The organism is Paenibacillus chungangensis (assembly GCF_042675905.1).
GTDB classification, from domain to species: Bacteria; Bacillota; Bacilli; order Paenibacillales; family Paenibacillaceae; genus Pristimantibacillus; species Pristimantibacillus chungangensis.
Genome location: NZ_JBHTJZ010000028.1, coordinates 11656 through 38301, shown reverse-complemented (window position 1 = coordinate 38301; position 26646 = coordinate 11656). Strand labels below are relative to the sequence as shown.

General features: G+C 51.8%; 20 protein-coding genes. 3 read left to right on the top strand and 17 right to left on the bottom strand.

Going from position 1 to position 26646, the window contains the following annotated elements; all coding sequences use genetic code 11:
• Nucleotide 1: 1 nt before the first annotated feature.
• The 6 genes from ACFQ2I_RS16620 to ACFQ2I_RS16595 all read right to left on the bottom strand — a co-directional run bounded on the left by ACFQ2I_RS16620 (nt 2) and on the right by ACFQ2I_RS16595 (nt 8498).
• Nucleotides 2-391, bottom strand: a complete 390-nt coding sequence (locus ACFQ2I_RS16620) for a response regulator (protein WP_377566172.1) — start codon at nt 389-391, stop codon at nt 2-4.
• A gap of 3 nt (nt 392-394) precedes the next feature.
• The gene (locus tag ACFQ2I_RS16615; protein ID WP_377566170.1) at nt 395-2704 is read right to left on the bottom strand and encodes a response regulator; all 2310 of its coding nucleotides are present in this window, start codon (nt 2702-2704) and stop codon (nt 395-397) included.
• Between the two features lie 33 nt (nt 2705-2737).
• On the bottom strand, nt 2738-4333 hold the full coding sequence (locus tag ACFQ2I_RS16610; RefSeq protein WP_377566168.1) for a sensor histidine kinase: 1596 nt from the start codon (nt 4331-4333) through the stop codon (nt 2738-2740).
• A 229-nt stretch (nt 4334-4562) separates the two neighbouring features.
• Nucleotides 4563-5900, bottom strand: coding sequence for a DUF445 domain-containing protein (locus ACFQ2I_RS16605; RefSeq protein ID WP_377566166.1), 1338 nt, complete (start codon nt 5898-5900; stop codon nt 4563-4565).
• Between the two features lie 7 nt (nt 5901-5907).
• A complete protein-coding gene (locus ACFQ2I_RS16600; protein ID WP_377566164.1) occupies nt 5908-7191 on the bottom strand; it encodes a DUF445 domain-containing protein in 1284 nt (427 codons plus the stop codon).
• A 623-nt stretch (nt 7192-7814) separates the two neighbouring features.
• Complete coding sequence (locus ACFQ2I_RS16595; protein ID WP_377566162.1) at nt 7815-8498, bottom strand: hypothetical protein; 684 nt, start codon at nt 8496-8498, stop codon at nt 7815-7817.
• A 557-nt stretch (nt 8499-9055) separates the two neighbouring features.
• Here ACFQ2I_RS16595 and ACFQ2I_RS16590 point away from each other — a divergent pair.
• Complete coding sequence (locus tag ACFQ2I_RS16590) at nt 9056-9676, top strand: 3'-5' exonuclease (protein ID WP_377566160.1); 621 nt, start codon at nt 9056-9058, stop codon at nt 9674-9676.
• 131 nt (nt 9677-9807) lie between these two features.
• On the opposite strand, the gene ACFQ2I_RS16585 is transcribed toward ACFQ2I_RS16590, so the two are convergent.
• From ACFQ2I_RS16585 to ACFQ2I_RS16550, 8 genes are all read right to left on the bottom strand, one after another.
• The gene (locus ACFQ2I_RS16585; RefSeq protein ID WP_377566158.1) at nt 9808-10533 is read right to left on the bottom strand and encodes a nucleoside phosphorylase; all 726 of its coding nucleotides are present in this window, start codon (nt 10531-10533) and stop codon (nt 9808-9810) included.
• Between the two features lie 32 nt (nt 10534-10565).
• Entirely contained in the window at nt 10566-11489 is a 924-nt protein-coding gene (locus ACFQ2I_RS16580) for an ABC transporter permease (protein ID WP_377566156.1), read from the bottom strand.
• Entirely contained in the window at nt 11473-12546 is a 1074-nt protein-coding gene (locus ACFQ2I_RS16575; protein ID WP_377566154.1) for an ABC transporter permease, read from the bottom strand. Before ACFQ2I_RS16575 ends, ACFQ2I_RS16580 begins: the two co-directional genes overlap by 17 nt.
• Entirely contained in the window at nt 12539-14038 is a 1500-nt protein-coding gene (locus ACFQ2I_RS16570) for an ABC transporter ATP-binding protein (protein WP_377566152.1), read from the bottom strand. Before ACFQ2I_RS16570 ends, ACFQ2I_RS16575 begins: the two co-directional genes overlap by 8 nt.
• A 67-nt stretch (nt 14039-14105) precedes the next feature.
• Nucleotides 14106-15173 carry a BMP family lipoprotein gene (locus ACFQ2I_RS16565; RefSeq protein ID WP_377566150.1) on the bottom strand — a complete coding sequence of 356 codons (1068 nt, stop codon included), beginning with the start codon at nt 15171-15173 and terminating at the stop codon, nt 14106-14108.
• A 195-nt stretch (nt 15174-15368) separates the two neighbouring features.
• Nucleotides 15369-15839 (bottom strand): MarR family transcriptional regulator, encoded by a 471-nt coding sequence (locus tag ACFQ2I_RS16560; protein ID WP_377566148.1) that lies wholly within the window; start codon nt 15837-15839, stop codon nt 15369-15371.
• 107 nt (nt 15840-15946) lie between these two features.
• Complete coding sequence (locus ACFQ2I_RS16555; RefSeq protein WP_377566145.1) at nt 15947-17062, bottom strand: sensor histidine kinase; 1116 nt, start codon at nt 17060-17062, stop codon at nt 15947-15949.
• On the bottom strand, nt 17052-17756 hold the full coding sequence (locus ACFQ2I_RS16550) for a response regulator transcription factor (protein ID WP_377566142.1): 705 nt from the start codon (nt 17754-17756) through the stop codon (nt 17052-17054). The genes ACFQ2I_RS16555 and ACFQ2I_RS16550 overlap by 11 nt, the downstream gene beginning before the upstream one ends.
• A 299-nt stretch (nt 17757-18055) precedes the next feature.
• Between ACFQ2I_RS16550 and ilvD the strand changes: the two genes are divergently transcribed.
• Nucleotides 18056-19741: a dihydroxy-acid dehydratase gene (gene ilvD / locus ACFQ2I_RS16545; RefSeq protein WP_377566139.1), complete on the top strand. Its 1686-nt coding sequence runs from the start codon at nt 18056-18058 to the stop codon at nt 19739-19741.
• Between the two features lie 74 nt (nt 19742-19815).
• On the opposite strand, the gene ACFQ2I_RS16540 is transcribed toward ilvD, so the two are convergent.
• Nucleotides 19816-21228 (bottom strand): polysaccharide deacetylase family protein, encoded by a 1413-nt coding sequence (locus ACFQ2I_RS16540; RefSeq protein ID WP_377566136.1) that lies wholly within the window; start codon nt 21226-21228, stop codon nt 19816-19818.
• A 154-nt stretch (nt 21229-21382) separates the two neighbouring features.
• On the opposite strand from ACFQ2I_RS16540, the gene ytvI reads away from it, so the two are divergent.
• A complete protein-coding gene (ytvI, locus tag ACFQ2I_RS16535) occupies nt 21383-22525 on the top strand; it encodes a sporulation integral membrane protein YtvI (RefSeq protein WP_377566133.1) in 1143 nt (380 codons plus the stop codon).
• Here ytvI and ACFQ2I_RS16530 read toward each other — a convergent pair.
• On the bottom strand, nt 22512-24389 hold the full coding sequence (locus ACFQ2I_RS16530; RefSeq protein WP_377566130.1) for a peptidoglycan D,D-transpeptidase FtsI family protein: 1878 nt from the start codon (nt 24387-24389) through the stop codon (nt 22512-22514). The genes ytvI and ACFQ2I_RS16530 overlap by 14 nt on opposite strands.
• 154 nt (nt 24390-24543) lie before the next feature.
• On the bottom strand, nt 24544-26640 hold the full coding sequence (locus tag ACFQ2I_RS16525) for a methyl-accepting chemotaxis protein (protein ID WP_377566127.1): 2097 nt from the start codon (nt 26638-26640) through the stop codon (nt 24544-24546).
• Nucleotides 26641-26646: the final 6 nt, after the last annotated feature.

The following is a 26646-nucleotide window of genomic DNA, read 5'->3' as shown; positions in this document are numbered from 1 at the left end:
TCTATTGCAGATCGGCCTTCTCCAAAGCATTCTGCGCCTTCTGGATTTTCCCAAGCAGTCGCTCGAAATCGACGGGCTTCGTATCGAAATCGTCACAGCCTGCGTCATAAGCTTTAGCAGCATCCTCGGACATCGCATGAGCGGTAAGAGCGATAATGGGAATCCGCTTCGTCTCTTCCTTCCTTTTTAGCCGCTTCGTAGCCTCCCAGCCATCCATGACAGGAAGGCTCATATCCATCAGAATAATATCGGGTTGCTTCAGCACAGCCGTATCGATGCCTTCCTGTCCGTCTACAGCCGTCAAGACATGAAATCCCCTTCGGCATAGCCGCCTTTTCAGCATATCTCGATTCATCTCATGGTCTTCCACCAATAATATCGTCTTACACATCGTTTATTCCCCAATCAATTGATGTATTTCGGCCAGCAGGGATTTATGATCGAACGACCCCTTCTGCATGAATCCCTTTACGTAACCTTTCAGTCTCAATCGCTCATGTACCGTGATTGTCTTGGCTGTGATGACAAGAACAGGAACGCTTCGCCAGGCGTCTCGCTTGCGCAGCTCCGCCAAGAATTGAAATCCGTCCATCTCGGGCATCACCAGGTCCAGCAAAATCAATCCCGGCATTTCCGACTGCATAAGTGAGAGCGCACTCCCGCCGTTATAAGACTGAGTGACCTGATATCCTTCCTTCTGCAGCAGCTTGGCCATCATTTCATTCGTCGTCGCATCATCTTCTATGACCAGCACCCGCTGCGCATTGCGGTTCGGGATATAACGGTCGATTGTAGCAACCAGCTGCGCCTTGTCCACAGGCTTCAGTATGAATTCGGAGGCGCCGAGCGAGAATCCCTGCTTCTTGTCATCGGTCATCGATACGATAATAACGGGAATCCCCCTTAACACCGGATCATTCTTCAGTCTGGTCAGAACGCTCCACCCATCCATCTCGGGCATGAGAATGTCTAGCAGAATGACATGCGGTTGCAGCTCGCGGGACAGCCGGAGTCCTTCCTCTCCGCTATCGGCGAAGGCCAGCTTCCAGCCTTCACTGCTGAAGTAATGACGCAGCAGCTTTTCATTCGACGGTTCGTCATCTATGAGCAGTATGCGGACAGATTCGTCGCCCTGAGCGGTAATAGCGATATCACTGTGTTCCCATATGCGCTCATTTATGTTTTGCTGAGGTTTGGCAGGAAGCCAACACGTGAACAAGCTCCCAACTCCTGACTGGCTTTCCACCGCAATCTCACCACCCAGGAGCTCGCAGAAGCTGCGGCTGATCGCAAGACCGAGTCCGGTGCCGCCGAATTGCCTTGTTGTGCTGGAGTCCCCCTGGAAGAACGGCTGGAACAGCTTGTTCAATTGCTCGCTCGTCATTCCGATTCCAGAATCCCTCACTTTGAAGCTGTAACCCTGCTGGCCTGTTCTGTTCTCGGCTTCGATCTTCAGCTCCACCTCTCCGCCCTGTGTGAACTTATTGGCGTTGCTGAGCAGATTAAGCAATATTTGCCGCATCTTCGTAATGTCGGTCCATATCTCTCCGTCTATCGGATAGAGTATCAGCTTATTCCCATTCTGCAGAGCAAGCGGTGCAATGGTTGCTTCCACATCTTCCACGATGCTGTGAAGGCTGCAGTGTTCGTAGTACACATCCATCTTGCCCGCTTCAATCTTTGAGATGTCAAGGATGTCATTAATTAAAGTGAGCAAATGCCTGCCGGCATGTCCGATCTTCGCCAAGTCCTCAGCGAAGTCAGGATCGCTCAGTTCCGCGGCATCCTCCATCAGCATTTCGCTGTATCCGATAATTGCATTTAACGGCGTTCGCAGCTCGTGACTCATATTCGCAAGGAATTGGCTCTTGATCATGTTCGCCTTTATCGCTTCGTCCCTCGCGCGCCCAAGCTGCTTCGTTCGTTCCGCAAGCGCCGCTTCCGCCCGCACTCGATCTGTAATATCTGTGCGGATGGAGATGAAGTGATGCGGCTTGCCCTTATCGTCAAGGAAGGGGACGATCGTCGTGTTCATCCAATATTCACTGCTGTCCTTTGCCCGATTTTTCACTTCCCCGCGCCATACCTTTCCCGAACGGATGGTGTCCCACATCGTTTTGAAGAACGATTTGGGATGATAGCCGGAATTAATGACACGATGTGTTTTCCCCAGCAGTTCCTCGCGTTCGTACTTCGATATTTCACAAAATTTATCGTTGACATAAGTAATAACACCTTTGTCATCAGTAATTGCAACGATCGAAGATTCGTCAAGCGCATTCTCGATATCGTTCAGATTTTCCATCGTATCCATGAGCTTGTATTCATTCTCTTTCCTGACTGTAATATCCGTGCCGAAGGCAACGTGCTGATAGATTATGCCGGCATCGTTAGCGAACGGGACAATCGTCAAATTTACCCAGTAAGTGCTGCCGTCCTTAGCCTTGTTTTTAAGCTCACCCTTCCATACTCGCCCTTCACCAAGCGCTTGCCACATCTCCTGATAGAACTCCACCGAATGAAATGCTGCGCTTACAATGGAATGGGGCTTGCCGATCAGCTCAGACTTTTCGTATTGTGAAATTTCGCAGAACAGTTCGTTTACATAGAGAATATTGCCGCTAGCGTCCGTTATGGAAATAATCGAAGATTGTTCCAAGGCAGACAAAGCATATTTCATATCTTTTAGGTCCGTTAACATCATAATCTCCTCTCCAGCCTAATGAAGCAGGCTAACTTAATCACTTGAAAGACGTTGTGCATTTGGAATCCAGCATGTAAACGTCGTGCCATGTCCAACCTCGCTATCCACTTCCAATTCTCCCTCCAGCATGCTACAGAAGCTATGGCTGATCGCAAGTCCGAGACCTGTCCCCCCATATTTGCGAGTCGTCGAAGCGTCTGCCTGCGTGAACGGCTGGAACAGCTTCTCCAGTTGCCGAGCTGTCATTCCGATACCAGTATCTTTCACCAGGAAGCAATAGCCTTTACGATTGTCTCGCGACTGACTTCGAATGTGCAGCTCAATAGCGCCCTTTTCGGTGAATTTATTCGCATTGCTAAGCAGATTAACCAGAATTTGCTTGAGTTTCATACAATCTGTTGTCAGTTGTCCTTCTGCGACAGACCACCGCAGCTCGTTGCCGCTGCCCTCCGCTAACGGCTTGATCGTCGTCAATACGTCCTGCGCAATCTCTTCTAGGCTATAAGTTTCCAGATAGAGTTCCATTTTCCCCGCTTCGATTTTCGAAATATCCAGAATGTCATTAATGATTGCGAGCAGATGCTTGCCGGAATGTCTGATTTTCGCTAAATCCTCTACGTATTCAGAATTCTTCATCTCCTCCGCATCTTCCATCATCATCTCGCTGTACCCGATAATCGCATTGAGCGGCGTGCGCAGCTCATGGCTCATATTGGCCAGGAACTGGCTCTTGAATTGATTGGCCCGGACAGCTTCGTCCCTTGCACTTTCCAACTGAGCGGTTCGTTCGACAACAAGCTCCTCCAAGTGCTCGTTCAGCTTGCTCAGCTGTTCGTTCTGGGCATAGATCTGGACGGTCTTCTGTTCGATCTCGGAATCCTTATGCGACATTCTGCGCGTAATGACGATGCTCAGCAGCGACAAGCCAAGAGTGAGCAGCGTTCCGGCCGCAATTAGATAAGCTAACAGTTCCTGCTCCAGCATTATACTGGAAGAAGAGACGTTATAGTCACTCAAGTGAAAGTTCGCAGCCCACATGCCTGTATAATGCATGCCGACAATAGCGCTTCCCATTATAAGACCGCTCCCTAGCTTCTTCCACCGTCCGCTTCCTTCGCCCCCCTTGCGGAAATAAAGGGCAAGCCAAAGTGCGAAAATAGATGCTGCCAAAGCGATTACAATTGAAGCGGTGAACCAGAAACGATCGTAGGTGATGTGAATCTGCATGGCTGCCATCCCGATATAATGCATCGCGGATATGCCGCATGCCAGCAGCACCCCTGCAAGCAGGAGACTGCGAATTGTCAGTGTGCTTCCGCTTACAATTCGCAGTGCTATGAAGGATGCGACAAGCGCGGTAATCACTGAGAGCAAGATGTACATGAAATCATACGCCACCGGAACAGGCAACTTGAACGCCAGCATGCCGACGAAGTGCATTGACCATATGCCCATCCCCATAGCCGATGCGCCGAACAGCAGCCAGAGTTCGCGATTCCGACCTTTCGTCTCGCTGATCTTGCCCACCATGTCTAATACAGTGTAGGAAGCGACAACTGCTACGACATACGAGAAGAGAACCAATAACGAATCGTAAGTCCCATGTATGTTCATATGACCATTATCCATGACGCGCTCGCCCCCGAACTTGTTTAATCTCCGTTTGCGTTGAAGCCTTGCCGTTATGAACAGACCACATCATGCGTTCTTACATCATTCGACATTTGTTAAGTTTGTTCCTTCCTACCGGCAGCTCAATTGCCAAATTCATGAATAAATCCAGTTTCATTTATACCTTTCACGCATCAATCCCGACCTGTTGATCAGGCCGGGATTGGCAGTCGATGTGATATTCGGATTACAGCAACGCCAGTAGTGGAGCGTATATGCCATGTAAAAAAGTATATAACAGCGCTCCAACCAGAGCGCCGATCAATGCGCCGTTCAAGCGAATACGCTGCAAATCATTCTCCACTTTCCCTTCGATAAATTGGACGAGACGCTCTTCAGTGAACTGGTCAAGTGTATGTCTGACGATCTCGCCAATTACCGCGTGCTCGCTTTCGATGATACGAGACAGAAAATGCTGCAAATGCCGCTCCAGCAGCGATTTTGCCGCTTCATCCTGCTTGAACCAATTCCAATAGACGGAAAGCAGCCGGGTAACCCAGATCTTCACAGCCTCGTGGCTTAAGCGCTCTTGACTGCTATCGTGCACGATGTACTTTACGCCGCTGTCAGTCGTCACCATTCGGACAATCGACTGCATAAGCGCAGCGATGGACGGCTGGAAGGAGATCTCCTTCAGCAAGCTCCGCTTCCAATGATCTATCGCAATGGAGACGTCCGCATTGGATTCCAGCGTATCGGCCAGCTCATACATCTTATGCTGGAGATAGATGCGAAGCTCGTGATCCTGCATGCGCATCCCTTCGATGAAGGAGCGCAAATCCCGGTGCAACGTATCGGCCGCTTCTTCCAGATTGACTGCGTCGGAAGCTTCAGCCAGATCGAACAGCTTCTGCTTGAACCAGCGGGCAATGGAGCCGCCCTCATTGACGAATTTGTCCTTCTCCTTGCGAAGCATGGATACGATGGCTTGCTTGACATCATCTCCCTCTGTCCGGGTGGCCGCATAATCCACGATGCCGTCCAGCCACTTTTGCATATAACCTTTGTCAAGCACCCATCTTAACGCCGCTCCGGCATATGGAGCGAGATGAAGCCGTTGCAGTCCATTACGGGCGTAAGCGTCCAGCTTTACGGACAGCTTGCCCGTATCCGCTCCCTTAAGCCAGGTGACGATCAGCTTCCAGCCAAGCTCGGCAACCGCTCTTTTTCCCGCTGTACGATCTATCAGCGAGATCGCCGTCTCTACGATGCGGATGCGACTCAGCTTTTCTCTTAACATCCCTTTGCTGAGCAGTTGTTCTTCCACCATATGAACGACGCCGTCGACCAGTTTGTCCCGATTTTTCGGTACAATTGCGGTATGCGGCACCCATTTCCATCCCAATGGATGTCGGAATAACGCTGTCACGGCGAATAAATCCGCCAACGCCCCAACAAGCCCCGCTTCCGCCGTATACAACAGCAGCCGGGACCACCACTGCCCGGGGTAATAATAGAGGCAGATAGCCGCGGCTGTGAATGCAGCGGCCAACACGGCCAGACTCAAGTTTGCTTTTCGTCGCATGGACATTCTACACCCCTCCGATCCAGAACGTAAGCATATAGAGAATGGAACCGACCAGTGCGCCGACTACAATACCGTTCAACCGGATAAATTGAAGGTCGTGACCCGCCTTCTCCTTCACCAGCTCGATGAGATCTTCATTGGTGTATGTATTCAGCTTGCTTCTGACAGTTCGCCCGATTGCGGCATGGGATTGCTCCAGCAATGTCAAGACGGCCGACTTCAGTCCCGCATCCAGCCGTTCCAGACGTTCCGCATCCTTCAACTGATCCATCGCCGCATCCAGCTGCCTGTGCAGCCACATCTTTACGCTGAAGGCTTCCTCATCCGCTCTTCCTTCCTGTGCAAGCGCCTCTCGGAAATGGTCAAACGTACGAGACAGGTAGGGCTGCAGCGAGATATGTGGCCAGATTGCATCCATCAATTTTCGCTTCGTTCCTTCCACACGCAATCGCAGCTCTTCATCGTCCTTCAGACGTTTTACGGTTTCGATTAACCACTCCTTCAGCTTCGTTCGCTGTGGGTGACACTCGTCGGCTAACCCTTCCAGCATAGTGACAATCCAGATTTGCGCTTTTTCGCTAATGGCATCCGCATTCAATCCGGCTGTAAAATCCACCAGTCTCCGTCTGAACTTGTCGCCTTCGTATGCTTTAATGGCGGAATGGACGAATTGCCCGATTATAACTTTCAGTTGGGGCGTGGCGGCAATCTTCGCGAGCTGTCTGAACAGGAATGACAATGTCTTGTCATCGTATCCATTGCGAATAGACCAATCTCCGATGTCTGCCAGCATATCGGATAGCTGAAGCGCATCGTCGTGCTGAGAGAGGAAGCGCTCTATGCTTCTTGCCAGCTTGGCTGCATCCGTCCTCTCCAGCAGTTCCCCAAGCAGCTTCTCTGCCATCTCCTTGACATTGACCGAACCGCCATGCCGAAGCAAATACTGTGCGACAACCTCCGCCAAATTGTGATATTGCAAATGTTCTTTTATAGCGTCAACGGTCAGAAGCTCGTTCTCCACCATATCAACCAGTTCATCTATTAATCGCTCACGATTTCTAGCAATAATATGAGTGCCCATCCATTTTGGCCACCTTACTTTCAAAGGATCACCGAACAAAGCGTTAATCGCAAAGGTATCTGCAAGCCCCCCGATCGTCGCGGCGCTAAAAGCGGCAAACAACAGCCCGCCCGCGAACGTATGCTGGAACGGAAAAGCGGCCAATATACCTGCAGCTGACAATATCAGCGTAATGTTCGCTCCCGCACGTATCTTTTGCTTCTTCATCTGCATTCTCCATTCGTTGCTAGAGTGGCATAGTGATAGTGTAACCTTTTTCCTCTCACCCATCCACTTTTTGCGGGCTTGCGTCGGTACGTTTGTATGCTGTTTCGTACAATCTCGCCCCTTCAGCTACTCCCTGGCCCCACTTTGTACGATTTTTTGTACAATCTCCCACATTTGGGCGCCCAAGCTGCTGCGTTTGTACGAGTTTTCGTACAAACCTCGGCATTTCGGGTCTCGTTTGCGCTACTTTGTACGATTTTTCGTACAATCTGCCACATTTAGGCGCTCAAGCTGCTGCGTTTGTACGATTTTTCGTACAAACCTCTGCATTTCGGGCCTTGTTTGCGCTAATTTGTACGATTTTTCGTACAAACCTCTGCATTTCGGGCCTTGTTTGCGCTAATTTGTACGATTTTTCGTACAATCTCCCACATTTGGGTGCTCAAGCTGCTGCGTTTGTACGATTTTTCGTACAAACCTCTGCATTTCGGGCCTTGTTTGCGCTAATTTGTACGATTTTTCGTACAATCTCCCACATTTGGGCGCCCAAGCTGGCACGCAAAAAGCAGACCAAGCGATCGTTTGCCTGGTCTGCATCCTTTTGTATTTAATAAATTCGAAGATCAGCGGCTGCCTTTTCCTTTAGGTTTCATTTTACCGCCACTGTTTCCTGACTTGCCCATGTTGCCTCCCTTGTTGCCTACATCGGACTTGCCCATATTACCGCCCTTATTGCCTACATCGGACTTGCCCATGTTGCCGCCTTCGCTGCCTACATCGGACTTGCCCATATTACCGCCCTTATTGCCTACATCGGACTTGCCCATGTTGCCGCCCTCGCTGCCTGCGCCGGACTTGCCCATGTTGCCGCCTTCGCTGCCTACATCGGACTTGCCCATATTACCGCCCTTATTGCCTACATCGGACTTGCCCATGTTGCCGCCCTCGCTGCCTGCGCCGGATTTGCCCATGTTGCCGCCCTCGCTGCCTGCGCCGGATTTGCCCATGTTGCCGCCCTGTTCACCGATTCCTCCGCCTTTTTCTTCCATGCGGGCTTTTTGCTTCATACCTCCTCCGCCAATCCCTTCGCCTTTCCCGGCTCCCTGACCGCCTGCACCATCCCCTGTTCCTCCGCCTTTACCACCAACGCCATCGCCCACAGCTTCTTCCACTTCTGTTCCTATTGTTGCTTTCCATAACGCATCCGGTGCTTGCGCATCTTTGCCACTAGCAAGAGATTGTATGGGAAAGCTGATTAATAATGCAGCCATCAGAACAGTAAATCCCATTAACTTCACTGTTCTCATTCCAATTTTGCCTTGTCTCCGATTTCTTGCTTCACAATACTTATGTGTCTCCATCAATTGTTTACACACCTTCCTTTTCTAATCTTGTGCCTCCCTGTTACTATCTCCAATATTTCATATTCATTGCATTTGTCCACCATTATTTTTGCAATTATAAAAACGATCAACCACAGCGTGATCAATTGGGCCACCTTGCAATCCATTATCCACCATTGTAAGGATTATGAATATCATGCAAGATATTGCTTCAAACTAATGATCCAGTATGGTGGGAAGGAGGAATAACATTATGGCGAAACAACAAGGACATGCCGTCAAAAATACGAAAACGAAATCATCCGACAAAAAAAGCAACGCTTCAGGCAACAACCATTAATACAGCTTTATATGAGGAATGACAAAAACCCCTGCCCTCGGCTAAGAACCGACCGGCGGGGGTTTTTGTTTATTTCGAACAAGGATTACCGCATTTTTTATAGAATAAGTATTTGATCGTATAACAGCCTGGGTCATTGCGAAACGAGTCAAATACATAATGGAATGTGGTGTTGAATGAAATGAGCAAACTTTACGCAAACGGTTATACAGTTATTGATTTCGAAACGAGCGGACTTGATCCCATAAAGGATCGGGTCATCGAGATCGCCGCCATTCGCTGCATCAACGGTGAAATTGTCAGTGAGTTCAGCACACTCGTTCGATATGACGACAAGCTGTCTCCCAAAATTACGGAGCTTACAGGCATTACCGACGAGATGACTGCAGGGGGAATGGATGAGGATACCGCCTTCCGCATCTTGAACCGGATGATCGGCAATCATATTCTGATCGCCCATAATGCCGGGTTCGATCTGGGCTTCCTTCACTATACACTCATGCGACTCGCTGGTCGATCGTTCCACAACTCCTTCATAGACACGCTCACGATCAGCAGGGAACGTCATGCCTATCCACATACGCTGAAGGATATGTGCGACCGATATCATATTCCGCTAATTGGCGGCCACCGAGCATTGAACGACGTCATCGCCTGCTGGGAGTTGTTCCGGAAGCTGGACGAGGAAGCTCCTGTGCAGCAACATCTGAATAAATTGGGCTACTTGAGCAAATACGGTCCTCCGCGCTGGAGCCCGCCTCATGCCGAGCTGGAACCGATTCAATTGAAGTATGCGCGATAGTTCTCTTGCGAGCTGTCATTAGAACCGGAACGGCAATACATGCCTGCCATAACAGCTGACTGCCAGCTATTGCGATAACGACAAAGGCAGGCAATCTAATAGATCGTCTGCCTTTGACTGATTCCGCTCTTCTAAGCGCGCGCCAGCTTCGCAATCGCGCCGAGCGCGGCATCGATCTCGCGCTCCACCGCCTTGGTGACGGCGTCAGTATGCGGATCGTACTCCGCCGCAAGGTCGGCGTCAGCGAATCCGTCGATCGCCACAATCGCACTAGCCCGAGCGCCTCTGAGCGTCGCTACAATATAGAGCGCTGCAATCTCCATCTCAACCGCAAGGGCGCCAGCCGCTTTATACTGCTTATGCGGAATGTCCACCACTCCGCTGAAGAATGCATCGAGCGTTACAGTAATGCCTTTCTGCACGATCCCTCCTCCAGCAAGTGCTGATTCATACAGCGCCGACGTCACATCGCTGTCAGCCACTGCGGGGAATCCGCTTGGCACCAGCTGGGAGGTAAGGCCTTCCGCCCTTACCGCTGCAGTGCTCACAATCAAGCTGCCTGCAGGATGCTCTGCGGAATAGGAGCCTGCCGTACCGACGCGAATCAATGTCTTCACGCCGCCCTTGATCAGCTCCTCGAAGCATACGGCCGCACCTGGCGAGCCTACGCCATGGCTGACGACGGCAAGCTTCACCCCGTCGTACTCCCCGACGAAGGTCCGATATTCCCTAGCGAACGCCAATTCGTTCGCATCCGTCAGCTTCTCCGCGATCGCGGCTGCGCGCCTGGGGTCGCCGCAGACGATGGCGTAATCCGGAAGTTCCTCCGATTGCACTTGTAAGATTGGCAAATACATGTATGATCCGCTCCTTTGAATGTAGATAGCGTCTAACGCGAGCTTCCGCTCGATTTGCGAGCCTCTTGCATATAGCCTTTGTCCTTAAAGAAGAACAACGCAACCAGTGTGACGACATATGGCAGCATGGATGTGAAATGTGTCGGCAGCGCCACCCCCTGCAGACGAATGCTTAGTGCGTCCATGAACCCGAACAGCACGCTAGATGCGGCCACTCCGATCGGATTGGACTGGCCCAGCATCGTGGCAACCAACGCAATGAAGCCGCGGCCAGCCGTCATTCCTTCCGAGAACATCGTGACGTTGCCCAGCGACAGCTGCGCTCCCGCCAAGCCGCACAGCGCGCCGCACAGCAACACCGCCTTGTATTGAATGGACGCGACATTCATTCCCAGACTTCTGGCGGCAGTAGGATTCTCGCCGGCTGCCAACAATCGGAAGCCGCCCACCGTTCGGAACAGATAATATTGCAGCCCGATGACGATGAAGATGGACAGGTACACGAGCGCTGTATGGCCCGACAATACTTCGCCTAGCCACGGGATATCCTTCAGTAGCGGAATCTGCAGCTTGGGCAGGCCAGTCATCTGACTGTTCGTATAGGCGCCCTTCACGTCAAATATCGCGCGCAGCGCAAAAGTCGTCAATCCTAGCGCCAGAAAGTTCAGCGATATGCCGACTACGATGACATTAGCCTTCAAATGAATACTCATATAACCGAATAACAAGGAATACATCATCGTGCACATCACGGCGAACAACACCGCCGCCCATATATTTCCCGTCATATGATTGCCTACAATGCCGGAGAATGCGCCGACTAGCATCATCCCCTCCAGACCGACATTGAACAAGCCGACTCGGGCGCACAACGCGCCTCCAAGCGCAGCCAGCAGGATCGGCGTAATCATGCGTAACGCCGAAGCGAATAACGAAACGTCAAGCAGCTGATCCATTTTTCGCCCCCGCTTTCTTTCGTTTGAATGTAATAAAGGAATAAGCGATTCTCGCAGATACGAAGAGGATCAGCACCGCTTGAATAATGCTCGATACTTCCAGAGGCACGTCGGTGTTGCGCTCCATCCCCATTCCGCCCGTCTGAAGTGCGGCCAGAAGAATGGCGGCAAGGGCAGTGCCGATCGGATTGGAGCTGGCCAGCAGCGTAGCCATAATGCCGGACCACGCGTATCCCGGCGTAGTAAGCGCGCCGTCCAGATAGCGATACTGAGAGCCCAGCACTTCCACGGACCCTGCGAGGCCGGCCAGCGCGCCGCTGGCGAACATGCTGATCAGCATCAGACGCGCTCGGTCGACGCCGCCGTACGATGCGAACAGCGGGTTGCCGCCCATCATCCGGATCTCATATCCTTTCACGGTATATCGAATGAATAAAGCCAGCGTAATCGTAGCGCATAGCGCAATCAGGAATCCGGCATGCAGCGTCATGCCTTGGAACAGCTTCGGCAACCATACGGCGCTATCAATTTTCACCGTCTGGGACATCGCAGCAGAGCCAGAGCGGTCCTTCAGCGGAAAGGCTACCAGATAGCCCGCGAACAAGATTGCAATATAATTAAGTAATAAAGTCGTCATAATCAGATTCATTCCGAACCGGGCATCCAACCAGCCAGCAAATGCAGACCAGAGACCGGCAGCGATCATGCCCGCCAGCAGTGCCGCAACCATCTTCATCCATCCCGTACCCGGCAGGTAGATCGCAGTCAATGCCGCAGACAGTGCGCCCATGACCATCTGACCCTCAGAGCCGAGATTGAAGAATCCAGCCCGGAATGCAAGCGCTACGCCAAGTCCAATCAATATGATCGGGGTCGCTCTGGCAAGCGTATTGGTGAAGAAGTAAAAATTGCCGAATGCGCCCTTCCACATCTCAATATAAGTCTCTGTCACAGAACCGCCTACAATAAGTATGGCAACGGCGCCTACCGCGAGGCCAATGAGGATAGCAACAAGGGGCTGCAGCAGCGACTTCAATATTTCCGACAGCTTATCCAACCGCTTTTCCTCCCGCCATTAACAAACTGATCCTCTCCTCCGTAGCCGTGCCGGCCATCATCTCGCCTACAATCCGTCCTTCATACATGACGAGAATACGGTCCGACAGCTTCAGCACTTCCGTCAACTCCGACGATACGAGCAGAATCGCCCCTTGCTTGTCTCTTCTCGCCAGCAGCTCGCCGTGAATAATCTCCATCGCGCCGACATCGACGCCCCTGGTCGGCTCCGCCGCAATCAGGAACGGCGTCTCCTGTGCAAGCTCTCTCGCTACAATCAGCTTCTGCAGATTGCCGCCGGATAAATATTGAGCCTTCGTATGAACGGAGCCCGTCTTGATTCGGAACTTATCGACCCAGCCCGCCACCAGCCTGCGGATGCGGCCTCCCTGCAGTACGCCCAACTTCTGATGCTTGCCCGTGTGGCCCATTAATCCGTTGTCCAGCACGCTCGCTTCCTTCGATACGCCCCACAGATAGCGATCCTCCGGAATATGGGCAAGGCCGCTCTCCCGCACGATGGAGACGGGCGCTCCCGTCACATCCCGCTCGAGCAGCCTGACCGTCCCTGCATCCGGCTTCAGCAGACCGGATATCGCCTGCAGCAGCTCCGACTGCCCGTTGCCCGATATGCCGGCAATGCCGACAATCTCACCTTCGTGCACTTCGAAGCTCACGTTATCCAGGAGAGGCTTCGTCTTGCTGCCGCGAACCGACAACGAAGACACTTCCAGCACCGGCTTTCCGCGATTGGCGGCACCTCTTGACAGTTGCACCAGTTCTCGTCCGACCATTAACCGCGACAGCTGCTCCTCGTCCGTCTCCTCGGCGTTCAGCACACCCGTCACCTCGCCGTCGCGCAGCACAGTTATCCGGTCGGCCACCTCCATAATCTCGCCCAGCTTATGGGTGATCAGAATGAAGCTCTTGCCCTGCGCACTCAATCGCTTGATGGAGGCTAGCAGCTCCTTCACCTCAAGCGGCGTCAGCACGCCTGTTGGCTCGTCCAATATGATGATCTCCGCCCCTTGATGGAGAACCTTCAATATTTCGACGCGCTGCTGCATGCCTAGCGAGCATTCCCCGACCTTCTTCTCTGGGTCGACAGGTATGCCGTATTGCTTGGACAGCTTCTCTGTCTCCTCGGCAGCAGATTTGCGATCGAACGCGATTCCCTTTACCCGTTCTCTGCCGATGACGATGTTCTCCGCGATGGTGAAGGAAGGGAACAGCATGAAGTGCTGATGCACCATACCGATTCCGCACTTCATCGCATCTGTGGGATTATGGAATGCTACGGTCTCCCCATTAACGACAATCCGCCCGCTCGTGGGCGTCTCCATCCCGTACAACATTCGCATAAGCGTTGTTTTACCTGCTCCGTTCTCACCGACCAGCGCATGAATTTCTCCCCTGTGCAGATTGAAGTCGACATTGCGATTGGCAGTTACACTACCGTACGTTTTCGTCATGCTTTCCATTTGCAGCAGCATACCGGTGCTCCTTTCAACAAGCAAACCGGCTGCATCAATTAGCAGCCGGTCAGCGCTTTATGTGGGACTACTGGGCAAGCGGATTCTTCACTTCAAGCTTGCCGCTCTTGATCTCTTCCGCAATGACTTTCACTTGATCGATAACGTCTTGTCCGATGAACGGGCTAAGCGGAGACGTGCTCTCATGTGTCACGAACGTCACACCGACGCCCTCTTCCAGCAAGCCGTAATCCACTGTGCCGAATTCGAAGCTGTCGCCTGCGAATGCTTTGGCCGTCTCGTAAGCAGCCGTATCTGTAAATTTCAGCTGGGACAACACGATATGCTCCGGATCTTCCACCGTACGGTCGATGTCCTGACCGGACGTGTAGAAGCCTTTCTCCTTCGCCGCTTCGAATACGCCAAGATCGGACACCGCCGCCATGCCAGCGATGAAATCAGCGCCCCAAGCATGCTGCTGGATGGCGATTTCCTTCGCTTTCGCCGTATCGACGAAGCTGTTCACATAGTTCACTTCGTATTCCGCATTTGGATTCGTATGAGCGAGGCCCGCTTCGAACGACTTCGTGAACTTGTGAATAATCGGCGCGTCAATTGCCGCTACTGCGCCTACCTTATTTGTTTTCGTAGAGAGGCCAGCGGCCGCACCCATCAGGAAAGCTGCTTCATACTCGCGGAACACGACGCTCCGCACGTTTGGCTGGTCCACCACATCGTCGATGATGGCGAACGACTTATCCGGATTTTCAGCAGCAACTGTGCCAAGCGCGTCCACTGCATTGAAGGTAGCTGTCATAATCAGATCATAATCCTCAGCTACAGTAGTGCGAAGGTTTTGCTCGAATGCTGCAATATCTGTCGATTCAATCGTTTTTACTTCAATACCGAATTCTTCGCCGGCTTTTTGCAAGCCTTCATCCATTTGTGAATAGAACGGGTTCACGCCGATTTGCTCAGGCAATACGAGCGCGATTTTTTTCTTTTCTGACCCGCCGGAATCATTTCCTGCATTGTTGCTTTCCGCCCCATTGCCGGCAGAATTGTTCGTGCCGTTGTTGTTCGCATTAGAACCGCATGCCGCAATAACGCCGACCATTAATACAAGAGTAAGTAGTAAGGCAAACTGCTTCTTCAATCTGATCTCTCCTTATGCTGTTATACGACATATTTCGAATTCATTTTACATCAAATTAATTCCGAATCAATTAAATAGGCGCAAACTTCACGATATTGTAACAAAATATGCCCATAATGTGGAAAATGTATCCCTAATTCCCGAACATTCAATATCTTATGTAGGCAAGAACATGGTTTTATTCCGAACAATTGATTAGTACTCTGGCTGAACATCCGTGCTTTCCAAATTGTGCTTCATCAGAAGGAACAGTTGAATTGCCTTCTCCATCTCCATCGGCGTCATGCCCTGGAACATCTTGAGCATTAACGCTTCTCTCCTGGCATGAATCTGCTCTACGATCGACTCGCCTTCCGCTGTAAGCTGCAGGAGAACCATTCGCCTGTCCCGTTCGCTCCGTTCGCGGCTGACGAACCCCAGCTCTATCAGCCGGTCTGCAATGCCCGTTACTCCACCGCCCGACATATTCAGACATTCCGCCAGCACCGACGGCATCTGAGGCCCTTGCTCATGGAGCATCACCAGCATTCTGCCGTGCGAGAATCCAAGTCCGTACAGATTCTGCTTGTTCCACTCGGATAAGATCAGCTTGCGCACCTCCCGGAATGTCTCATCCAGCTGCTGCATCAAAGCCCGGTTATCCTTCCGGCATTCTTCCAATGCCATTGCCCCCTCCATCATGTAATCCGACCAGATTAGTATAATATAAACCCCTCAAAAAACCAATTCATATCATTTCAAAGGCTCAACAAAATGCTGTTCCGCTGATGCCGCTACATTTCTCTGTTGAGAGGAAGGGCGACGACAAATTTCGTTTCCACCATATTGCTGAAAGCTTCAATCGTGCCGCCGTGCTTCTCCACGATATTCTTTGATATAGCCAAGCCGAGTCCAGAACCTCCGGACCATTGTGTCCTCGACTTGTCCCCCCGATAGAATCGATCGAAAATATGCGGCAAGTCCAGCGCCGGAATAGGATCTCCATAATTGATTACCTCGACAACTGCCATTCCTCTGCTTTTTTCCCGTCTTATAACGAGGTGTATGAACTTCCCATCCTTGCCGTATACCATCGCGTTCGTAAGCAAATTCTCGAAAACTCTGAGAAGCAAACTGGTGTCGGCTTGGATCGCAACGACGGTATCCCTGCTGTCCAGCCTCGCCTCCAGCCCCACTTCCTGCAGCGGCAAATGGTAATGCACCAATAACTGTCCAAGAAACTCCACCAGATTCATGACTTCCATCTTGATAGCCACGCTGTCATGCCTCATTCTTGTATAATCGAACAAATCGTTAATGAGTACATGGAGCCGCTGCGCCTTCTCGTAGGCGATCGCCGTATAGTGCCTCAGCTCCACCTCGTCGCGGTACCGGTCTTGCTCGATCAGTGCCAGATAGCCCAGCACCGATGTGAGCGGCGTTCGCAGATCGTGCGACACGTTCGTAATCAGCTCATTCTTCGTCTGCTCCGAGCGCCGCTCCTCCTCCAGCGCCAGCGAGAGGCGCTGCGACAGCCTGTTCACATTGTGGGCAAGCAACCCGAATGGGCTTCTCTTTCGCACGCCGATCTGATATTGCAGGCCCAGCTGTCCATCCGCGATGCCGCGGACAGATTCGTTAATTAATCCGAAGTAGCGGAACACCGTCCATTGCAGGAAGCAGAAGATGAACAGGGCAATGAGCAAATACAGGAAAAAAGCCAGCAGCATTCCCAGATTCGTGCTTACAATATCAGAGAACATATTCCGGTAGACATAGTAGCCCATCGCGCTCGTTATCGCATCCAGCACATAGAAGCCAAGCAAGAGAACAATGAGTGCCAGTATCGCGCTGAACACAATATTCAGGGCGGAGCGGATCACAAGCCTGGAAACGATATTATCCTTCAATTTTATACCCAACCCCCCATACCGTAACGATAAGCTTCTCGCCCAATTCCCGCTCCAGCTTGTCTCTCAGCTTGCTGATATGCACCATAACCGTATTGTTGGATTCGAAGTACTTCTCCTTCCACACCTGCTGGAATATCTCTTCCGCGCTGTACACCCTCCCCGGCTGGGAAGCAAGCAAGTACAGGATGCCGAATTCCGTAGAGGTCAAGTGCAGCGGTTTGCCGTTGACATCAGCGGAATGGCTAAGCTTGTCGATACGGAGCGGGCCAAGCCGCAGCTCCTTTTGCTCCCTCTCATCGCCGCCTTCAGTCGGCTTGGTATTGTATTGATATGACCGCCTAAGCAGGGATCGAATACGGGCCAACAGCTCCAGCGGATTGAACGGCTTCGCCATATAATCGTCCGCTCCCGTCATCAGCCCCATAATTTTGTCCATATCCTGTGTCTTGGCGCTCAACATCAGAATGGGAACGTGTTGGTCGCTCCTTAGTCGTCGGCATACCTCCAGTCCGTCCAACTTCGGCATCATAATATCCAGGATGACCAGATCGGCCGGCAGCCGCTTATACGCGGCAAGTGCCTCTTCGCCGTCCGAGGCGATTTCCGTCACATATCCTTCATTCTTCAAGTAAATAGCGATCAGATCGGCGATTTCTCGCTCGTCATCCACGATTAATATTCGTCTTTCCATCTGTAATGAGCCCCTTTCTGCACACCAATTGCCCCTGTAGGTAAATATACATGACGAAACACTGGAATGGTACCGGACTGCGGCCAACTTCATAATGTTTAAGCCAATTTTAAGTTTTCCTTAAACTTTGGTCTCTTGCGGGCTTGTCAACAACTTTTAACGTTCCATGCCGCAGTTATCATGCAATGATTTATAGCCAACCTATGCCGAGTATGATAGAATCGTTAATATGTTTGATTACTGCGCTGAAGTATTCGAAGCGCGACAGCGCTTCCTATTTTTAAGGAGGTACAAGGTTTATGGCGGCTAAGAAAATGCGTTCTGACATGATTAAAAAAGGCTTTGACCGCGCGCCGCATCGCAGTCTGCTGCGTGCAGCCGGCGTGAAGGAAGAGGACTTCGACAAACCGTTCATCGCGGTGTGCAACTCTTATATTGATATTATTCCGGGACATGTGCATCTCCAGGAATTCGGCAAACTTGTGAAGGAAGCGATTCGCGAAGCGGGCGGCGTCCCGTTCGAATTCAACACAATCGGCGTAGACGACGGCATTGCAATGGGCCATATCGGCATGCGCTATTCCCTCGCCAGCCGCGAGATTATTGCCGACTCCGTAGAGACAGTCGTTAACGCCCACTGGTTCGACGGCATGGTGTGCATCCCGAACTGCGACAAGATTACACCCGGCATGATTATGGGCGCCCTGCGCGTCAACATTCCAACAATGCTGGTCAGCGGCGGTCCGATGAAGGCGGGCAAGACGTCCGATGGACGCTCCATCTCGCTCTCCAGCGTATTCGAAGGCGTCGGCGCTTATCAGTCCGGCAAGATCGACGACAGCCAGCTGATGGAACTGGAACAATACGGCTGTCCGACTTGCGGCTCCTGCTCCGGCATGTTCACGGCCAACTCCATGAACTGTCTGGCGGAAGGACTGGGCCTTGCGCTGCCGGGCAACGGCACCATTCTGGCAGTGTCCCCTGAACGGAAGGAATTCGTCAAGGAAGCCGCTCGCCAGCTGATGAAGATTATCGAGCTGGGCATCAAGCCGCGCGACATCGTCACGGAGGAAGCGATCGACAATGCCTTCGCTCTGGATATGGCGATGGGCGGTTCCACGAACACCGTGCTTCATACGCTTGCCATTGCGCATGAAGCTGGCATCGATTATCCCATCGAGCGCATTAACGAAGTAGCCGAGCGCGTGCCGCATCTGGCCAAGATCGCACCGGCATCCGACTACCATATCGAAGATGTGCACGAGGCCGGCGGCGTAAGCGCCGTTCTGCACGAGCTGTTCAAGAAGGAAGGCGCACTGCACGGCGATTGCATGACCGTCACCGGCAAGACGCTTCGCGAGAACGTGGAAGGCTGCGAGATTCAAAATACCGACGTTGTTCATACGATCGACAATCCGCATACGGAGCGCGGCGGACTTGCCGTGCTGTTCGGTAACCTGGCTCCCAATGGAGCAATTATCAAGACGGGAGCGGTCGACAAGTCGGTCGGCGGCTATCACAAAGGTCCAGCCATCTGCTTCGACTCGCAGGACGAAGCGCTCGCGGGCATCGCGAACGGCAAGATCAAGGAAGGCGACGTCGTCATCATCCGTTACGAAGGTCCTCGCGGCGGTCCCGGCATGCCGGAGATGCTTGCTCCGACATCGCAGATCGTCGGTATGGGACTCGGAGCCAAGGTGGCGCTCATTACCGACGGACGCTTCTCCGGCGCATCCCGCGGTATCAGCATCGGCCATGCTTCCCCTGAAGCTGCCGAAGGCGGGCCAATCGCTTTCGTGCGTGACGGCGATATCATCGAGATTGATATGAACAACCGTACGATGGATGTGCTGATCAGCGACGAGGAGTTCGAGAAGCGCCGTGCAGAATGGCCGGGCTTCGAGCTCAAGATCAAGCGCGGCTACTTGGCTCGCTACGCGCATCTGGTCACATCCGCCAGCACAGGCGGCGTAATGAAGATGTAAAGACAATAAGAGGCGGCTCCCGCTCCGTTATCGTATACGGAAGGGCGCCGCCTCTTCTTCGTTCTATAATGATATTATAATGCTGTTGTCTTGGAGCTGATAACTGCGGACTCATCTCCGGTCCCTGCTATCGTTCGATCTATCGGGGCGCGAAGCAGGTCGGCGTTCCCTCCCTGCAGATTATCCAATCCCGCTGCCGCATATTGCCGTATTCGGTGCACCGGCATTAGCAGCATGCGCGGCGATGTCGCTTCCTTAAGCCGCTTGTTGCGATCCTTACGCCGATTCCCTGAATCAGACGGAGTGAGCACCTTCGTAAGCAGCCGCAAGTACACATTGGTGGAACGAGCGAACAAGCCGTCAGGCAAGTTGAATACCTCGAAGCCAAGCCGATCTGCACCGCGATGTATCATCGTTACGCCATACACCGCCTTGATGTTCGATGCGTCGGGATCTTCCGCCAGTTGCCTTGCCAGCTGCGGCAACGCATGCTCCACTTCTCGGATGACCCGCAGTCCCGCCGCAAGCGGCGACTTGTACCGAGCGGCGATGCTAGACAGCATTCCGTTGTCGAAGTGAAGCTCAGCGACAACGTCTCCCTTGCCGATGGCGCCTCCATCTGCGAATTCCACAGATTGACCGTTATAGGTGGTCACCCGATAATGGAACGATGGCTTGTCACCTTCCCCCACCTGCTTCAAGCGGAAGGCGGCGTGGAAGGCCCGCTCCCATAGCAACCAGAGCGAGATAACGGTTCGCTTCATCAGTGAAGGCTTCCAACTCGCATCCGTCAGCCTGATCATCTGCGAGATGTTAACGAAGGAATAGCCCTGCTTCATCCCCTGCTTCAGATAAGCCTCCAGTGCTATTAGCATATTGTGCGGGGCAGCCTCATCTGCGCCGAACGTCTTCCCGCAGTCATGCAGCAGCAGCACTTCCCCCGGACGCAGCTTCTTCATCATTCTTCGCTGCAGCCGTTCCGCACCGACACGAATGCGCCAATCACCGAACAGAGACGACCACAGAATGATCTGCAAATACCCCATATTGGAATAATCGAATAAGTTGACAATGCCCCATGGGGGTCGATAGTAGTTGGAACGTTCTCCGGTAGCGGTCTCAATAATGGCATTCGTCTTCTCAATCTGACGTCTCACCGTCTTGGGCCGCATAAGCCAGTTCGACTTGTGTACATAGTTATGAATACCGATATCATGTCCCTCGTCCTTCATTCTGCGAAGCAGACCCGGTTGTTTCTCCGCATGGGAGCCGACAACGAAGAATGTAGCTTTCGCATTGTAGCGCTTCAATAAGTCGAGCAACTGTGGCGTATATTGCGAATCAGGGCCATCGTCGAAGGTAAGAGCGATCTCTTTCTCGACTCTTCCCCGCTTGAACACCCGAAAACCAAAAGTACGGCTTATGACACCTGGGAGAAACGCATAAAATGTCATGACATAAAATACCCACAGCAGAAAATTCTCCATATTTGTCTTCCCCACCGCATATGTTTTTTTCATTTAATTGTATCATACTTGAATAAAAAATAGGTACATTCCGTATAAACTATAGTACAATCTTATAGAAAATAACGCATTATCATTTTGCCGTTATCAACAATTAATGGAAGGAAAGATGACTGTGCTCCCATTTTACAAGAAATATTGGCGTACTGCATTTGACATCGGGTTGATCATACTAACCGTTTTTCTCATCATGTTTGCTTTTAGTTCCATTTATAAAATCGCAACCCCCATCATATTTGCTTTTGTCATATTCATTTTCATAGAACCGCTCGCCAAACGGCTGAACAAATGGGGCGTCAAAAAATCGATAGCTGCCGGCATCTCGGTCGTCTTATTCACACTCCTTATACTCGGCGCTTTCTCGGGAGCAGCTTTCCTTATTACGAAGCAAGGCACGCAGCTCATTAACGATTTCCCCAAATATCAGGAGTCGCTAACGAAGCAGATCGGCTTCATAACGAAGGAACTTGAGCTTCAATTGGACAGACTGCCTGCGGACTTTGAGCTGTCGGAGCGAATGCAAGAGTTTATTAAAGGCAGTTCAGAGAACTTAAAAAACGTGGCAATGACCTTTCTGGGCGGATTAGTTGGATATGTGTCGTCCGTATCCTCTTTTATTTTCAACTTTTCAATTGGCATTATATTGGCTTATTTCCTTAGCATCGAGATTATTTCCTGGCGGAAGGTAGCATCGGAGAAAACGCCGAAAACATTCAAAACCGCCTTTTTGTTCCTTAGAGACAATGTATTCAAAGGAATTGCCACTTATATTAAAGCTCAAGCCAAAATGATCAGTATTACGTTTATCGTGATTTTTATCTCACTAATCGCGCTGAATGTGAGCAATTCATTTATCATTGCTCTAGTGGCCGCCATATTCGATATACTGCCGATACTTGGCGTTAGCACGTTGTTCATTCCCTGGATTATCTATCTGTTCATTGTGGGCAAAACTTCGCTGGCCATCTGGCTTACAGTACTATGGCTGGTAGTTACGTTGACCAGACAGATTCTGGAGCCAAAAATTACAGGAGATTCCCTTGGCGTATCGGCCTTCACCATGCTGTCAGCCATGATTATCTCCTTGTCGCTGTTCGGTATCGCCGGAGTTATTCTATCGCCAATTCTGGTTATCCTGATCAAATCGCTCTATGCGCAAGGCTATCTGCAGAGCTGGATTCGCAAACCTATCGACGAATATGATACGCCCGACGCCCCCGACAATCCGGCCAGCGAGAAGCCGATTAATGGCGGGTAGTCCGATCAGTCACATATGAGCGGGATGTCGTCTCGAGGCTTGCAGCGATGTCCATCACTTCACGGAACATTCGTGTGGCCAGATGCGAGCTGCCCGGCGCACGATAGGCTGCCAGCACCGCAACTGCATAGCGAGGCGATTCCACTGGGCCGAAGCCCGCGAACCATTGATGGTTGCGCGCGGCTCCGCCCTTCGTCGTCTCCGCCGTTCCCGACTTACCGGCAACTTTCCAGTGTCCGCTGCGAATAGACATTCCCGTTCCCCGATCGACAACCTCCTCCATTCGTCGAATCAGCCATGATGCCGTCTCTGCGCCAATTCGCCCCTTGCCCTTAACGGCGTGACGGGGGAAGCCAACCATACTCTGGCCGTTCGCATAGCGAATCTCACTCACCAGCCGCGGTTCTCTCACTTTGCCCCCGTTCAACAGCGTAACAATCAGATTCGCCGCCTGCAGAGGGCTGATGCGGACATCTCGCTGCCCGATGCCTGTCTGCGCCATCACGCCTCCATCCGGGGTATACTGGGCGCCTGATGACTGGAATATACGGCCCGGCTCTTCCTCCTCTAGTAATCGAAGCTGTCTGGCGGCTGCCTGATCGCCTCGCTTGTCGCTATACCAGCCGACTTGGCCCACAACCCCGAGACTCGCCGCTGTTCGCTCCAGTTGTGCTGGCTTCAGCCGTTCCGCCAGCGTGGCGAACACAATATTGCAGGATTGAGCGAGTCCTTCCTTCATTGTAATATCCCCGTGCCCCCCCTTCTTCCAGCACGACAGCCCATACTTACCGTACTCCCCGCTGCAGTGGAAGTGTTCCTCTCTCTCCGCTACAACCGCCTCAAGAGCGGCTGCTGCAGTAACCAGCTTGAAGATAGAGCCGGGCTCGACCGCCTTGAGCGCATAATTGATCCATTCCGACCCGTCGGACGTGCTGAATCGGTCCGGGTACAATTCAGGCAACGACACCATCGCCGTTACATCGCCGCTCACAGCATCCAGGACGACGATTGCCCCTTCCTTTAATCCGCTATGGAGGGCGTACGCTTCCAGCTTATTCTGCAGCTCCAGATCAATTGTGGTGACGACCTGCAACGGATAATAAGGATTGCGAGGTGCGATCAGCCTCATATCGAGACCGCTTAGCGGTTTATTGCGCCCGTCCATGAAATAAGATATAGATAACGGCCCGATTCCATGCAGATAGGAATCAAGCGACTTCTCTAGCCCCGTGCCGCCCACCTGTTCGGTCAGGTGATGTTTTCCGCTTGCCAGCTCCTTCTGGAAGCGGAGAGCGACCCATTCCGGATGTTGACTCGTAAAGCCGATAAAGTGCTTGGCCGCGAATTCGCTTCTGTACCTGTTGCGGTATGCCAGCACTTTTACGCCATCGAGCCGAAGTCGCTTGATGGCATCCGCTTGCTCCTGCTGTAGTTGCATAGGCTTATCGCTCCCCGTCCGGGGCCAAAACTTCGGCTCATGAAGCCCTTCCCAGAACCGCGCGATAACTCCCTCCTCCGTGTGCAGCACTTCAGCCAGCTGCCTCAATGCCGTTCGATTGCCCTCAATTGAAGGAAAGACGGGAAAGAAAGCAAGCGCATCATACGTCTCCCCCGTAATGGGATTGCCGTAGCGGTCAAGGAAATCTCCTCTGCCCGTATCAAGCACAAGCTGCCGTTGCCGCTGCGTGACCGCGTACCGCTTCCATCCGTCCTTGGCGGGAACATTGACTGGCCTTGCCATATTACCGCCAGGAGCCAGTTGCAGCCAGGCAAGCCTTCCCAGACAGCCCAACAGCGTTAAGCTGAATAGGATGGCTATGGCCAGTATGCGATTTATGCGATTAATGCGCTTTCCGTGATCCATGTCTATGTCCTCCTGATTGACCGGTAACCGATATCTCCTCCTCCTTATTGTTCCTCTCCTTCCATTCTGTAAACGCTAAAAAGCTGCTCAAGCGTTCGAAATGACCTCGTCATTTCTTTGCCTGAGCAGCCTATTCCGATAGACTATTCTGTCTCTATTCCATTTTAAACTTGGCAAGCGACTCCTGAAGCGCCTTCGATACAGAATCGAGCTTGCCTGACAAGACGACCAGATTATCGCTAATGCTTAGCTGTTCAGTGCTTAAGGACGCGACCTCCTCCGAAGTCGCTGACGACTGCTGCGCCACAGCGCTCACATTCGTCATTGTCTCCGACAATACGGACTGGGTATGACCAAGATCTTGAATCGAATCCGTCACAACCTCTAATTTATCCTTGAACTGCCCCATCTGTCCTTGTACCGACAAGAAGATGCCGCTGGCTTCCTTCACTGAGCTAATCTGTTGCTGGAACATCGGATACGCCTCGGATAGTACGCTGACGGTTTCTTCGATTTCCGATTGAATGCTGGCCGTAATTTGACCGACCACTTCAATGGACTGCTTGGACTGATCAGCCAATTGACGAATTTCGTCCGCGACGACCATGAAGCCTTTCCCTGCGACTCCTGCGCGTGCAGCTTCAATAGTGGCATTGAGCGACAGAATGTTCGTTTGCTTGGTTAGATTGTTGAGCACGTCCAGTATTTTCACGATGGAACTGGTGTTTTCCTTAAGCGCTTCTACCTTCTCAACCATCGACCTTGTCATCACTTCAGTCGCGCCCGTCTGCTCGATCAGCTGGTTCATATGGGCTGTTCCTTGCTCGCTGGCTGATTCCACATCTGCGGCGGATTCTGACATCTGTACGTTCGCCGACATCACTGCCTTCATTTGCGTATCGATATTGCCGGTCAAATCGCTGCCCTTCTCTGCTTCCACCGCCAGGCTCGTCGCCCCACCGGCAATCTCATCCGTTGCAATCGAGATTTCCTTTGCCGCAATGGCAGTTTGCTTGGAAGCATCGGTCAGTTCGCTAGCCGTTCTAATAACCTCTGCTGCGGATTGAGTCGTATGCACCGCCAGTGTCTTGATCTGACTCATCATCTCATTGAAGCTATCCGCCAGCTGTCCGATTTCATCCTTGCGTCCTTGCACATGCGATTGAATCGTCAGATTGCCCCTCGCCCCTTCCACCATCAGATTGCGTAGTTGCGTAAGCGGTCTTGCGATCGTCATGATGACGAAGATTCCGATCCCTATGGCCAGTATCGCTGCGATAATTACCGCATTGACCATGGATTTCTGAATGACATCTGCCTGTGAGGCCAGCATGCTAACAGGTATTGTGCCTACGAGCCGCCAATCCGGTACAACGCTGAACTGCTGATAGACCGCCAGCACGTCATCGCCGTTGGAGGTTTCCAGTTCCATGCTTCCCTCGCCTGCTTCCTTTCCTTCGGCAGGCAATGCAACGACGGAAGCTTCTCCAATTAAGGCTTTATCGGGGTGATGCACATACCGTCCAGACAAGCTCTCGATCGTCAGCATGCTGCCTTCGCCAAGATTTACTTCGCTATAATTTTCCACAAGCTTGTTAAGCGGCAGCTCAATGACTAAAATATATGAGTTTTCGTTATATTGAATATTTTTAATCATTCTTGCTAAGGCAATGGAATCGCTCTGCGCTGATGCGATAATGCCGCTTTCCTGCGGCTCAATCCAGTTTGTTTTTCCGTCCAGCTCTACCGTTTTTTTGTACCATTCGCTATTGAAGACCACGTCTTTGTCTACTACTCTGGATGCGCCGGCGAAAACCAATGCTCCATCGCTTTTCATCGGAATAAGAGCCGCACCGGATATGCTGTCATTACTCATAATATAATTGTTAAGCTTCTCGGAAAGCTCCCGATTCGCGTTCAAGTTCTGGAAGGCATCCTTCGTCTTGGACAATACATCGAGATTTTCACTCATCACTTTGTCTATCACTATCTGTAGCGTCAGGTCGACGTAGGTTCGAAAGCGGACGTCCAAGTTATTGGCCACTTGCTGAACGGTCTGGAAGCTGGCCTGGGATACATTATCCACAATCAATCGTTTTGCCTGCGAGTAAGACATAGCGCTGACGAAATAGACACATGCAATAATACTGATGAGAATAATCAAAAATAGCTTCTTGCCGACTGACTTGAGCGGATTGGAGATGACAGCCTGTTTGATCAGCGCGAACCAATCCATTTGGGCAGCTTTCATCCTATT